The sequence below is a fragment of the Halobellus sp. EA9 genome (assembly GCF_051195055.1).
Classification (GTDB): Archaea; Halobacteriota; Halobacteria; order Halobacteriales; family Haloferacaceae; genus Haloquadratum; species Haloquadratum rubicundus.
On record NZ_JBNTJW010000009.1, the window covers coordinates 146,588 to 159,839 of the forward strand.

Consider the following 13,252-nt stretch of genomic DNA (forward strand, 5'->3'; position numbering starts at 1 on the left):
TATAAACATTATACGTGAGTCGGAATCAGCCTAAATATTCATCTGCCAGCAATGGACGTGCGGAGAACGAGGTCCGTCACCTCCGGGCCCCACCACGTTCGGTCGCTGGGGCTAGAAAGTCCCACTCTCGGATGGCAAAACCCACAATTTCGATTCGCCGTTGGAGCTGTTCCCACTCGCGCGCGATCTCTCGGCGACGATCCTCATCGGTGACGTCGAGTACCTGGCCAGCGATCGTCCCGCGAAGTTGGTTCGGTGACTCGACATCAAACTCGTCCTTCCATCCTCGGATCTGAGCGTTCATCTCGGTGAGCCGTTCGGTGAGGTCTTCGACGGTGTGGTCGCTGTCCCGTAGGCGTATGGCCTCCGTGAGTGCTTGACGACGATAATCGGGGAAGTATGTCGTGTGGCCCCCGGTGTCGTCACGGTGGAGGATGCCGTCGTCGACGAGATGTTCGAGGACGCGCTTGGTCGGCCCGTGTGACCAGTCTGCTTCGGAGGCGATCCAGTTTGCTGTCCGCGGCTCTGAAACCTGTCAGGCGACCATCCGCACCCGGTCTTCACCCGTGTGTTGGCGTTCCATCGGGCCCTCGGAAATCGATTCACCTCCAGTCATAGAACACCGTTCGTGCTGTGTCATATAATAGGTCACAGGCATCTGGTCTATTACGAAAACGGACCTCGCCATCTCCACGGACTCGGCTGAGGCGACCCAGAGAAATCTCGAACCCTGTTCTTGGCGGCTCTACCCCGAGGGAAGCGTCTTTCTGAGCCGATTGCAGCATTCGTGCTTCACCGACGGCGGCGGGGTACTTCAAAGTGGTCGTGATTACTATTCTAATCACGACCAAATAGAATATTCCTAATACCGCCAAATTCGACAGATTTGAGGGCTGTAGATCGTATATCGGCAGATGTAAATTATATACCGCTATATCATTTTTCTGGCGTTTCCAAGTTGAGACTACACCGAATTTAGCGAGGCTGTGATGCGTGAATTTGGCCGATTCAGTAAGGCAAATCACCTCATATCACTCCCTAAGCGGTCATTCCTGTCATACTTTCAATTGTATGGGCGAATTTTCGTGACTTCCAACAGTGTAGCCACTCAGACGGCGCGCTAACCTAGACAGAGTGTCTCTCTACCCAATTCCAGTCTCCTTCTTCAGCAGCGTCAGCGTATTGTCGGCTGTTACGATCGGCGAGTGCTCGTACTCACCAGTCAACTCAACCTGTACGAGCAGATCGACAGCTCGCCAGATCGAGTACAGGAGACACGCGAATGCGAAGTAGAAGAACCGTAGCCCGAAATCCTTCGACGTTGTCGCAGCCATGAACCGTTTGATCGATTTGTAGCCGCTCTCGATCTCCCAGCGATAGCCGTACTCTGTGAGGTGCCCGCTCCCGCAATTCGACATGAACACCGAATACTGCCGGTGATCGTCGTGCTCGGAGTCCTCGTTCCGGCGGTAGGTCAGCGTCGTCTCGTGCCACTCATTCTTTCCGAGATGGAGCTTCCGGTCGGTCTCGTAGCGGTCTTTGTCGCGCTGGAGCAATCGCTTGGCCTGGGCTTTCTCGCTGGTCTGCATTCGTTTCGGCACGACGTATGAAAGCCCACGTTGGCTGAGCATCTCCAGGACGTGCTGGCTATCGAACTCTCGGTCCATCAGCACGTTATCGACGTGAACCATCTCCTCGGCAGAATCCAAGAGGCCCTCGACAATTTCTAAGCGGGGCTCACCCTTCCGAACTGGCTGCGCGTCTAGAACGATCGGAACGGCATTCCCGACTAACTGGACTGTCGCCCACTGGTAGGCGTATTCGTCGTTCTTCTCCTTCGTTCCGATGATCTCATCCTCGTAGCCAGTTCTATCGCCTGTGAAGGGGTCAGCTTCGGTAATGTCGATCGCGACGATCCCCGCTCGAAAGAACTGCTCTGTCTCCGCAACTTCGTTCAGGAGCCGAGTGATGGCCTGCCGGTACATCTCTCGCACTTGGTCAATCGAGAGGTCGCGGATGTGCTCGCGATGGGCGTGGCCCAGCGGTGTCCGATCCCGAGTCGATTCGTAGACAAAACTGCGAGCCCCTTCGTTCGCAGCCAGCCGCTCGCGAAGCCCCAGATACGTCTGTAAGTCCCAGTAGGCGTTCTCGTGTATCTCACAGCCCTCGCCACGGTCCAGCGAGAATGCCGGGAAGACGACGCGGCTGACGTGGTCGGTGACCATCTCTGCCTCCTCCAACGAAGTTTGATCGTCCGCGTCTGACTCATCAGACTCGTTCCCGTGGTATCGGAGCTTTCGTGTCGGTTCACGTGGAACCTCAACACCCGAATTCTGGGCTTTGATGAGAATCGTTCGAGCCACCGTCTCGACAGTCTCTCGGAGGTCAGGGGTGAACCGCTCGTGCCAGCTTCGCCACAGTGTCGATTGGTACGGGATCGTCTCGAACCCCAGTTTATCGCGGAGTTCAGGGTGGTTTCTGAGGTAGCCAACGAGTGCGGTTTCGTGCTCCCACCCGTGGCATTCTTGCAGGACGAACACCCGGAAGAGAGTGGCCATCTGGTAGCGTGTCGACCCCGCATACTGATTATGGGCGCTAAATCGAAAGTAGGCTAGCGGGAGTGCACAGACGAACTCCTCGATAGAGTCGTGACTATCGTGGTCGAACCACGTCTCTGAGACTGTCCGGATATCAGATTCCAGTCCAGCGAGCGACGTTCGATCGTACAGTAGTGTCGAATTGTACGCCGGCCACTCACTATATTGTCGTTGGGCGATCCGTCGAAACACAGTCCGACAGGACTGACTGGTGTAGGGCATCAGTCTATAGAAAGTAGAACGAACTCAAAACGCGTGTTATATTTAATTAAACGGGGTGGGGGGTGGGGTGGGTGTGCCTCTGACGCTTCGCTGGATACCAGTTTGAGAGGTATCCGGTTCGATTATTATTGAGGAAGAACATAATTCTGAACCCAATAGATATACCTGATCAATATTGTCAACGTCTAAGTATTGGCCTTACTAGCCCATATTCCGCACCCCACAATCTCAGTCCAATCAATTTTCCCTCTGGCGATTAGTCGATTTATTATAAGAAATAAAACAATATAGGTACCGATGTGGCGGGCGAAACTTTAGAACTCACCAAAACAGCCACAGAAAGCAACAAAACGCGCTCTTGCCCCGTCTTAGATAGACCGAACGAGACAACGAGTGTGGCCGGAGCACCTGCTGAACCGGGTATACGCGATATGACAATCAAATGACTGATCTGCAAAACCACAAGAGGGGAAAATGACGCAATCGGAATCAAGGGGTGCGGAATATGGGATGAACGGGGCTATGTATAGTGTAACTCGTGGATTGTCTCTGCTAATAGGTGCCAATACTCTATCCAGTTTTAATCCGTGAATTGCTGCAGGGTTAAGCCATCCTCCTATACCGTTTATAAAATGAGGCTTTGGAGCTTCATTGCAGAAATTAAAGCAGAGAAAGCAGCATAGCAAATGATATAATTAACACAATTGAAATATATAATAATAAACAGACAGACTCGATCAATCTCATATCCAAATGAGTACCATATTATGAAGCGACACAGCGCTCCATACGACCAAAGCTGAAAGGTATGCTACATTGCTCCACAGATCGATATTATGTCCCGATTGTGCGACCCAGGGAAGCAGGTATTCACCAAGAAAGAGTAATAACACTAGTGACACCGACGAGAGAAAGAATAGGCCGGGGATGATTCCGAGAGTCTCAACAATAAGTACGACAATCGGATTGGCGTCTCGCAGTCCGATGCTTAGCCCATAGTACGTGAGACTCGCATCTATAGCTCGTACGAAGACCAATCCGATAAGCAGCGGATATTTATTTTCTGCGAGTACTTCGATACTGCTGCTGGTAGCACAATTGGTGGATGCCACGGCTCCTCGCCGCATATCAGAACTGCTCTACAGGTTGGGATCCGATACGCTGGTCTCTGACCAGCATATCGATCTGATAATCTGTTTCGAGACGCTGAAGTGCCGTATCAGCTTCCTCTTCCAACTCTCGTATTCTCTGGATGAGGGCGCCATATCGCTCGTCCTGTTCCAGCTCTGTTTTGTCGAGGTTCGCTTCTAACGTGGCTTTCCTCGCGGTGAGTGAGAGAAGCTCTGTGAGTGAATCTTCGTATGTTAGAACCAGCTCCGCAGCTTCCACAGCTCGAAGAAGCTTCGTCCGGTCAACTGGTTTGAGAAGATAGTCATCCACATCGATGGATGCTAGGTCTTCCGTTGGCTGAACAGCTGTTACCATAATCACCTGCTGAGCATCACCGTTTTCACGAATTGAGTGTAGCACTTCTGTGCCAGACAGGCCCGGCATTCGACGATCTAAAAGGACAATGTCAATCGGTTCCTCAGCGAAGATTTCCAGTGCATCTTCCCCAGAATAGGCCACATAAACCTCGAACTGCTCCTGTAGCCAAATACCGAACAAGTCAGCGATCTTCTCTTCGTCTTCGACGATCAGAACGGTACTGGAATGGGTCATCTGTTCTCACTCACGCATCTCGTTCGACGATGACACGCACTGTTGATCCATACAGAACCGTCACAAGTGCGTGCTGAAAGAGAAACTCCACAGAGGGCATATGACTGGTCTCCTCGACTGCACGCGTTTTGAACAAGCCATCTAACTTGCCTGCGTCCACGAATTCGGATACCGGAGGAGATCTGCTGAGGTCCGGCCAGTCTTCGACAGCTTCGATAAGTGTCTCAATGACCGCCTCCGAGACACAAACGGGCCTGTCAAATTCCCGTATAATGAGCGAATCCGTACTCCATCCTTTGGGTCTGGACTCTCGGTGCGGAGAGCTATCGGCCATACAGAATACATTTATTCTACAATAAAACGTCTTCTACCCTCTAATATCGGGTTGCCAAATTTAATGCCTATATGGAAAGGCCCACTATTTGGAACCAGTTCTCCGAATGTCGACAAGCAGGACAGCCCGAGTACTGCAGAACGGGATACTGAGGCAGGTCACGGCTCGGTTGAATCCTGATAGAGAGTCGTCAGCAGATTAGACTCAGCAGCTCGAAGATGCTGGTTGAACGTTGACTGTGCGATATCGAGAGTCTTGGCAATCGACGTCGAATCTACATCCCGCGGCCAATTAAAATACCCTGCGTAGAGCGCCGTCTGCAGGACTTCTTCTTGTCGGGCAGTAAGAGCTCCATCAAGCCGTGCTGAGAGAGAGGTATTGGTTTCTCCTCGCTCACTATCCAGTTTGGATAACAGGGTGAGATCGCTGTAGTCCTCCCGGAGTGAACTCAGATATTCCCCGACGTCGACGGTGAATGGCACGGTTACTGAAACCACGACCTCGTTGGATTCGGAAGCGTTTGTGATTTGATTTATCGCAACTCCTTGGTCGGTCAGTTTCTCGCAAAAGCTGCTGTTCCGAACCGGGATTTTACAGTAGATACCATTTCGAGAGTCGCTCAAAATGACCGTCTCTGGATCGAAACCAGCAGCTTCGAACGCCTCGGGAGTAACGTTTTCACCGGTCACTCGCGCGAACAGGAGGTGATGTGGACTCTCAGTCACTACATTCAACACTTCGAGATCAGTCTCCATATCCGAAACAAGGGTTGTGAGGCCAGTATCGTCCTCAAACTGGATCTCGAGGAGTGTGCCCCCACCGGATAGGAGCGCCGCTTTTTGCCGGAGTGCTGATATCCCGTGACCTATTATATAACCGAGTTCTGTGAGGGCTGTCACCTCTTTTTCAGCGAAGGCGTTTGGCAGTTTGGAGTGGACTTCTAATACGCCAAGGATTGAAGCCTCGCTCTGTAGTGGTACAGCCACAATCGAGTTGGTGCCATTCTTTAGTGCGTCTTGTTCCCACTCCGTTTCGGAGCGAGCGGTCATTAAGTCGTTCTCCACGACCGAATCTTCAATCTTGTATGCCCGTTCAGCAGGTGGCAATGTAGAGTGATTCCGTTGGGTATTGTCATCTGCTGGACCGTCGTCCGCTCCCACGTTTTGATATGTGAGCGACTCCGTTTTGGCTCTGACCTCGATCGTATTCGTATTAATATCTTTTTTACCGATCCAAGCCCCACTAACCAGATCCAAGTGAGCTAGAGCATTACAGACCTCTTGCTCCAGTTCTTCTCGTGTATTTGCACTGATAACCGTGGCACTTATCGACCGTATCAGTGTGTTGATGCGATCCAGTCGTGTCAGCCGTTCGTTTTGCTCGTTTAACCGCTGGTCACGTTCCCGAAGGGCCGCCTCTTGAGCTGTTCGTTCGAATGCGCTTGCTGCGTTCGCTGCTAACGTCTTTGCCAATTTGTTCTTTCTCGAGGGAATCTCTGGCGTCGTGGTCATACCCACCAACAGAACCCCCTCTGATTCTAGTGAGTAGAGTCGCCACGACGAGAACTCCTCTGTCAACCACTGGCTTGACTGGGTATCTGTAACGTCTTCGTCTTCGGGACTCAACTGTTCTGTTCGAGTCACGTAGGCTGTCCAGACTGGTGTGTCTCCTTCAGAGATAGTGGGAAGGTCAATTTCAGTACCATCTTCTGTGGATGCGTGTGCTAGTGGGACCAAGCGTCCCGTGTGCTCTTCTCGTGTATATATCGCGGCAAACTCGAATCCGAGTTCCCCGACTGCGGCAGTTGTCACGGTCTCGCCGATGCTACGTTCCGAGTCCGCTGTCATTAGATCGCGAGAAACGGCATGCAGATCCTCAAGCTGTTGTTCATACGCGTACCTCTCTGTAATATTGTGGTAGTGTTCAATCCGCCCGCCTGCATAAAGACCAGTTTGGATCGGTCCGCTCCAGTACTCCAACCACTGCTGCTCTTTCGAAGCCGTTTCAGGGATACGGACGACGGCTTCGACTTCGGAATTCATATTCTCTAGAGAATGAGTTACGAGGTCAGACAGTGTTTGCTCACCTGAGAGATATTCCTGGTACGATTCAGAAGCAATTCGACTGTAGTCAGACCCTTGGATATCGTCTCTATCAACTCCGAGTAATTTTTCCGTAGTTTCGTTTGCCCACACTACCTGTCCGTCGCGATCTACTACAACGATCCCTTCCTCTGATGTGTCCAGGACGTCTTCAGTGAGGGACTGGTACTGCTGCTGTTCCCTGCGCTCTGCTGCTGTTCGTTGCAGGCGCTCAATAGCCACTCGAAAATCCCTGTCTGGCAGGTTCTGGAGGTACCGTTCGACTTTATTCTCGAGTTCTGTGATTTGGTCCGTGAGTGCCTGGTATTTCGGGCTCGTTTCGAGGGTATCTGGGTCCATAACCGCTTCCAAGGTCGATTGGCGTTCTATCAGCGAGAACAGCTCTTGCAGATCTTCGTTGTACTCGGCTCGAGTAAGCATCTGGGAGATAACGTCTTCGAGGTCGTCAGCTTCAACGGGCTTTTCGAGATACGCATCGAATCCCATTTTGACGATATCGAAGTCCGGTGTCACCGCAGAGACCATAACCACCTGGCAGTTCGACTCATATTGTCTGAGTCGCGTAAGAACCTCTCCGCCGGATAACCCAGGCATCATCCGATCCAGAAGGACGATATCGACAGTCGCATCAAACGCTTCTAAGGCTTCTTCGCCAGAGTACGCGGTTTCGACAATATAACGGTCTGCGAGCCACTCTGCATACAGCTCAGCCAAACTCTGGTCATCCTCGACGACCAGGATTTTTGTGTTTCCGTTTTGGGTCATAGTTTACGACACGATGCCCGGTTTTTCTGAGTCCTCTCGAGCTGGTTGGGTGGGGACTTCCAGTCTGATCTCACTCCCATCGCCCGAGGTGTCGACTGAAATCGATCCCCCAGCACGAGTCACCAGTGCCCGCACCATCCACAATCCGAGCCCCTGACCGTGACTTAGCGGTGTTTCTTCGCCAGTTTCGAGGAGATTTTTCTCCATATCCGGGAGTCCAGGCCCAGTATCGGACACACAAACCTCTACCCACCGTTCATCGGGTTGCGAGACACTGATCTGTACGGATGGATGCTCAGTATCGTTCGCTGTGATGGCGTTCTCAACGAGCTCAGAAATCGCCTTCTCAAGGTCACTCGGTATTTGTGATTCTATATCGTGGTCGGCTGTGATAGTGATATTCGCATTAGCATGCTCGTCTTCTTTTTTGGCTTGAATATCCTCAGCTATTTGCTGAGCACTCTGGTGGGAAGCGAGAGCGCTCTCGCTCGTGAGTATATTCTGGAGCTCTTGGGTCTTGTTTGCCATTCTTTCCCACTTGTCGAGAATGTCTCGGATCGTCGCAGCGCGCTGTTCACGAGTGTCTGTCTCTGTGTCCGATGCAAGCAGATCGACATACCCTCTCAGTTTCGTCAGATCATTTCGGATATTGTGCCGCATAATCCGGTGTAAGACCTGGACGTGTCGCCGACGCTGCTCCTGAGCTGTAACATCTCGTGCCTCGAATACCAGGAAGCTAAGCTCCCCGCGCTGGCTTGAGATCGGCTTGACCGAGAAGTCGAAGCTGGCGAGTCCATCAACGCCTTCTGCTTCCACGTTGAACCGAACGAATGAACCCGAAGATGCTTCAGTAACTGCTTGTCTGATTTGAGTTTGCACTTCAGACGAATGCGCGAACAGAGGACACTCCCAGAGTGGTGTGCCTCTGCTCTCTTCGACACCTGTGCCGCCGAACTCCGTGAGGGGGTCGTTTAGCTCGAGGATTTCACCACTCTGGGTCAGCAGTCCCGTCAATTGGAACGTTTGATTGAATACGGATTCGAATTTTTTCGTCTGTTCTCTTATATTACTGATGTCACGTATATATAACAGAAACCCACCAATTGCTTCATCGTCAAAGAGATTCCGTCCACGTGCCTCTACAGTAATCCACTCCTCATCCGCATCCATTGCTTGGAACTCTAGCTGAACGCTTGAATCGGAATCCTCCACGGCGGCGAAAAACGCTTCCATTACACGTTCCCGATCCTCAGGATGGATAATATCAAAGACACTCTCTTGATTTAGCTGAGTTGGATCATATCCAAGAACCCGTTCAGCAGAGCCACTAAGATAGGTGAAACACCCGTCGCGATCTAAGATAGACACGACGTCGACTGATTCCTCAACGAACCGCTCTGTTCTACGCCGCTGTTGACGCTGGTTAGTAAGATCTCTGATGACCATCCCGTATCCCAGGAACACTCCATCTTCAGTTTGAAGCGGGACGTATGTGACTTCTGCAGGAAACGACGATCCATCCTGACGGACTCGCTGTCCTTCGTGAGTACTTTCTCCTGCGAGTGATGCCTGTTTTAGTAACCGATCAGCAATCCCACGTTTTTGATCCTGTTCAGGGTGTAACTCTGCTGCTGGCATACCAATTGCAGCTTCTTCGTCATATCCAAAGATGTCGGCTGCTCCATCGTTCCAGCTGTCGATCTGTCCATCGTCATCGAGAAGTACAAAGGCGTATTCCTCGAGACTTTCCGAGAGGATCTCAAATCGCTTCCGCTCCTGTTGAATCTGCCGAATCCGTCGTTTTTGATCCGTTATGTCCGTGGCAATCGCGACAAGTCTCTCTCCAGTTTCGTCATCGGGTATCAGAACAGCATCTGTGTGTATCCATCGCGTTTGTTCGTTGGCATCAATAACTCTGAAATCCGCAGACAAGTCGTCGATATCGCCGACTCGTTCTAGTGACTCACGAACACGGTCCCGATCTTCCGGCGCGACGATCTGTACGAACTCTTCATAGTTGTCCGGATCATGGCCAAGTAAATCGACAAGCGTGTTGTCGAACGATATCTGATCCGTCTCAAGACTCCACTCTGCAATACCAGTGTCCGTTCCAGAAAGAACCAATTCGAGTTTCCGGTTCTGTTCTGCCAGGCTCCGAGTCCGTTGCCTCCGACCTGTTACGTCCTGCTGTATGCCAATAAACTTCGAAAGCGTCCCATCTACATCAGTGACTGGCGTGACGGACAATCGATTCCAGTATTCACTCCCGTCTTTTCGGTAGTTTTTCAATTCTACTGTCACCGGTTCACCGGCCGCAATCGCCTCTCGGAGCTTCGATATTTCGTCGGGGTCTGTCTCGGGTCCCTGGAGGAAACGTGGATTACGACCCAACGCGTCGTCCTCTTCGTAGCCAGTAATGTCGGTAAATCTTTTATTTACGTACTCGATTGGGTTGCCTTCTCGCTGTGGGTCGGTGATCATAACCCCAACATTCGAGGAGTCAATCGCTTGCTCCTTGAGTTCGAGTTCACGTTCCCGTTGCTGTTTTTCAGTTTCATCGCGCACAGTACACACGAGGGGACCATCATCGATGATAGTTAGAGAGATCTCTGCCGGGAACGTCGTTCCGTCTGGTTGGGATCCGGTTACTTTGCCCCGCCAGTGCCCCTCCGACTCAAGAACAGGGAAGGCTTCCGACTCAAGGCGCTCTACCTCATCTTCGTCATAAAGCATCCGCCAGGAGTTCCCGATGAGTTGGTCAGTATCATCGAATCCATACATATCCACGTGTGTCTTGTCGATGTAGGTGTATTCTCCATCTTCGAGGATGGCGAAGCCGTCTTTCGCATCTTCGACAGCCTGTTGGAACGTCTCCAATTCGCGATGGCGCTGCTCGCGGGGCGTGATATCCCGACTGGAAATAACGAGTGATTCGACGCCTGATTCCCCTGTAACCGGACGGATTGTGCCCGTAACGAACCGCATATTACCGTCCCGGTCCGGATGTTCCGCCTGGAAACTGACGTACTTGCCAGCAGCCGCTCGTTCGATCCAGCCTTTAAGATCTTCTTGTAGGTCCGAGGAATGCGACCACCAGTCTCCTTCCCAGAACGGTTCCCCCAAGATATCGGATTTGTCGTTCGAAACGTAGTCTAGCGCTGTTTCATTGACCTCAATCGTCTCACCATCAGTTTCTAATAACGCCACCAGCATCTCAGGATCTTCGAACACCGACTCGAAACGCCGCTCATTCTCCCGAAGTTCCGCTTGACGCCGATATTTTTCAGACACGTCACGGACAACACAGACGATTCGATCGTCTTCCAAGCGTGTCAGCGATAGTTCGGTCGGGAATTCTCCCTTGCCTTCTGGAGATGCAGTTACAGTGCCTCTCCACTCTCCATCGGACCGGAGCGCTGAAAACGCCTCATCCTCTATGCGCTCGATTTCAACGGCATCAGTATACAAATCACGCCAGGTCTGGCCGAGTAACTCGCTTTTGTCCTCGAACCCGTACATGTCGGCATGCGTTGGGTCGACGTACGTGTACTCCTCGTCGTCTAAGATGGCAATCCCATCACTCGCGTTCTCGATAGCTGATTGAAATGACTCCAGACGACGTCGGCGTTCCCGCTGTTCCGTCACATCTCTCGCCACGGTATGCATATAGGCCGCCCCATCGCGCTCGATCCGACGGTTCGAGAACTCGACATCGATTTTACTGTCGTCGCTCCGAAGCAGTTTCGCTTCAGTGGTTGCCGGTTCGCCAGCTAAAATTTGGTCGTGGTAATCCTGATAGGCATGTAAGTCAACCTCGTCGTGAAGATCGGGAATACGCATCGAGAGGAGTTCCTCTCGCTCATAGCCAGTTAACTCGCAAGCAGCCTGATTCACTTGGACGAAATTCGCATCTGAATCACTAATAAAAATGGCATCGTTGGAGCCTTCAAACAACGTGTGTGTCCAATCACGTTCAGCCTGTAGCTCCTCGTGTCGTCGGATTCGTGAGATTGTAGCTTCAAGATTCGAAGCAACGAGTTTTGCCAGTTCTGCGTCTTTTTCGGTAAACGCATCTACTTCAGTAGCTCCGACACTCAAGACGCCGAAATCTGAAATTGGCACAAGAATTTCGCTCCGAATCGGGGTGTCTGAATTATACGTGCCATCGGCCTCGTGGACATCGTCGAACGCTTCCGGACGATTCTGTCTGTACACACGCCCGGCGAGAGAATCAAGTGGAAGGATAGGTGCATCGCCAATCACCTCTTGTGCCTCAGTTGATTCGGCGATTGGGCGGAGTTCGTTTCCCTCTTCATCGTACTCCCAGATCGCCGAAAGAGGCGCATCAAAATTGAGATCCAACATTCGGACCGCAACGACAGAGACGTCCTCGATAGAACCAGCTTGATTCAGTTCCGAAGACAACTCGAGAAGTCCTGCGGGGGTATGTTCCGTGTACGCGTCTCCATCGCTCATACATCCGATGTTGTTGTTCCGCTGTATTATGTTTTCGCTTATAGAACCATTTCATATCGGCCCCAATAGAATTGGTTCGATAAATATAGGGTACAGCTACTCAGCCTTGAGAATCAATTGTGGTAACAAGATGTCGACGGAAGCAGTTGCGGTACTCGGGCGGAAATACAGCGTAGATATACTGCGGGCGGCAAGGGAACCGCGATCAGTCAGCTGGCTGAGTCAAGAGCTAGATATCCCGATTGCCACCTGTTATAGACGTGTGAAGGAACTTTCTGAGAATATGTATTTAGAAGAGGTCACTGCGGACTAGAGCAGGGACAGAAAACAGTACTGTCGAACGGCGGATAGTATTGAACTCAACCTTGCATCTGACGTATTACTTAGCGGCTCTCGATCTTGGGAAACTCGAGAAGTACCAAGAGATACAATACCGTTAGATTCCGTTACGCTTGATGAGTTCTCCCAAACGATTGATACTGTCGAAGACTACTTCGGGAGTTTGATCTGCTCTATTGAAAACGGCAGACAGCGTCGAGATCGTTCCGTAACGGTTTGAGAAGATGAGGTCGAGGAGTCGATTATGGCAGTCGCGCTCCTCGACCTCGTTGAGAAAGCACTACGCGTAGCAAAACAAGCTTTGGGAAACTACGCGGGGAAGCCCGAGTCAGGCGGGCTTCCCCGCGAGGCTCACATCGTCGCACACTGTATTCGCAAGGAAGAAGGTCACACCTTCACGGAACTCGTTGATCGGCTCGGACTGATGCCGGAGGTGTGCGATCGTCTCGGCATCCACCCCGAGGCATTGCCCGATCCAACCACGTTCTATCATTCACTGGATCGCTACGCGATGTACGTCTGGCGGGCGTTGCTGCGCGTCTCCGCGCAGCAACTCCGCCAATCGGGACACGTCGCCCTCGACAGCACGTTCTTCGAACGTAAACAAGCCTCACAATACCATCCGTCTTTAGCTAAGAGAATAACCGCGTGACAGCAGCGGCTTATCGAGGAACGTTTTTGTGAGGAATGAGGAG

Annotated in this window: 6 protein-coding genes and 2 pseudogenes; 1 reads left to right on the plus strand and 7 read right to left on the minus strand. The window is 51.7% G+C overall.

Going from position 1 to position 13,252, the window contains the following annotated elements:
- Positions 1–76: 76 nt before the first annotated feature.
- The 7 genes and pseudogenes from ACQUQ0_RS13030 to ACQUQ0_RS13060 all read right to left on the minus strand — a co-directional run bounded on the left by ACQUQ0_RS13030 (position 77) and on the right by ACQUQ0_RS13060 (position 12,218).
- Positions 77–658: pseudogene (locus ACQUQ0_RS13030) on the minus strand (DUF7342 family protein).
- Positions 659–1,142: 484 nt separating this feature from the next.
- Positions 1,143–2,819 (minus strand): transposase, encoded by a 1,677-nt coding sequence (locus tag ACQUQ0_RS13035; protein WP_435185643.1) that lies wholly within the window; start codon positions 2,817–2,819, stop codon positions 1,143–1,145.
- A 743-nt stretch (positions 2,820–3,562) separates the two neighbouring features.
- A complete protein-coding gene (locus ACQUQ0_RS13040) occupies positions 3,563–3,946 on the minus strand; it encodes a DUF5658 family protein (RefSeq protein ID WP_435185645.1) in 384 nt (127 codons plus the stop codon).
- Position 3,947: 1 nt separating this feature from the next.
- Positions 3,948–4,541 (minus strand): response regulator transcription factor, encoded by a 594-nt coding sequence (locus ACQUQ0_RS13045; protein ID WP_435185647.1) that lies wholly within the window; start codon positions 4,539–4,541, stop codon positions 3,948–3,950.
- A gap of 10 nt (positions 4,542–4,551) precedes the next feature.
- Positions 4,552–4,875 (minus strand): hypothetical protein, encoded by a 324-nt coding sequence (locus tag ACQUQ0_RS13050; protein ID WP_435185649.1) that lies wholly within the window; start codon positions 4,873–4,875, stop codon positions 4,552–4,554.
- Between the two features lie 158 nt (positions 4,876–5,033).
- Positions 5,034–7,742, minus strand: a complete 2,709-nt coding sequence (locus ACQUQ0_RS13055; RefSeq protein WP_435185651.1) for a response regulator — start codon at positions 7,740–7,742, stop codon at positions 5,034–5,036.
- A 3-nt stretch (positions 7,743–7,745) separates the two neighbouring features.
- Positions 7,746–12,218: a PAS domain S-box protein gene (locus tag ACQUQ0_RS13060; RefSeq protein ID WP_435185653.1), complete on the minus strand. Its 4,473-nt coding sequence runs from the start codon at positions 12,216–12,218 to the stop codon at positions 7,746–7,748.
- Between the two features lie 583 nt (positions 12,219–12,801).
- On the opposite strand from ACQUQ0_RS13060, the pseudogene ACQUQ0_RS13065 reads away from it, so the two are divergent.
- Positions 12,802–13,179: pseudogene (locus ACQUQ0_RS13065) on the plus strand (IS5/IS1182 family transposase); the annotation flags it as partial.
- Between the last annotated feature and the right edge of the window lie 73 nt (positions 13,180–13,252).

Coding starts and splice junctions, on each gene's coding strand:
- ACQUQ0_RS13035 (WP_435185643.1), bottom strand. CDS start 2,819: ATGCCCTACACCAGTCAGTCCTGTCGGACTGTGTTTCGACGGATCGCC.
- ACQUQ0_RS13040 (WP_435185645.1), bottom strand. CDS start 3,946: ATGCGGCGAGGAGCCGTGGCATCCACCAATTGTGCTACCAGCAGCAGT.
- ACQUQ0_RS13045 (WP_435185647.1), bottom strand. CDS start 4,541: ATGACCCATTCCAGTACCGTTCTGATCGTCGAAGACGAAGAGAAGATC.
- ACQUQ0_RS13050 (WP_435185649.1), bottom strand. CDS start 4,875: ATGGCCGATAGCTCTCCGCACCGAGAGTCCAGACCCAAAGGATGGAGT.
- ACQUQ0_RS13055 (WP_435185651.1), bottom strand. CDS start 7,742: ATGACCCAAAACGGAAACACAAAAATCCTGGTCGTCGAGGATGACCAG.
- ACQUQ0_RS13060 (WP_435185653.1), bottom strand. CDS start 12,218: ATGAGCGATGGAGACGCGTACACGGAACATACCCCCGCAGGACTTCTC.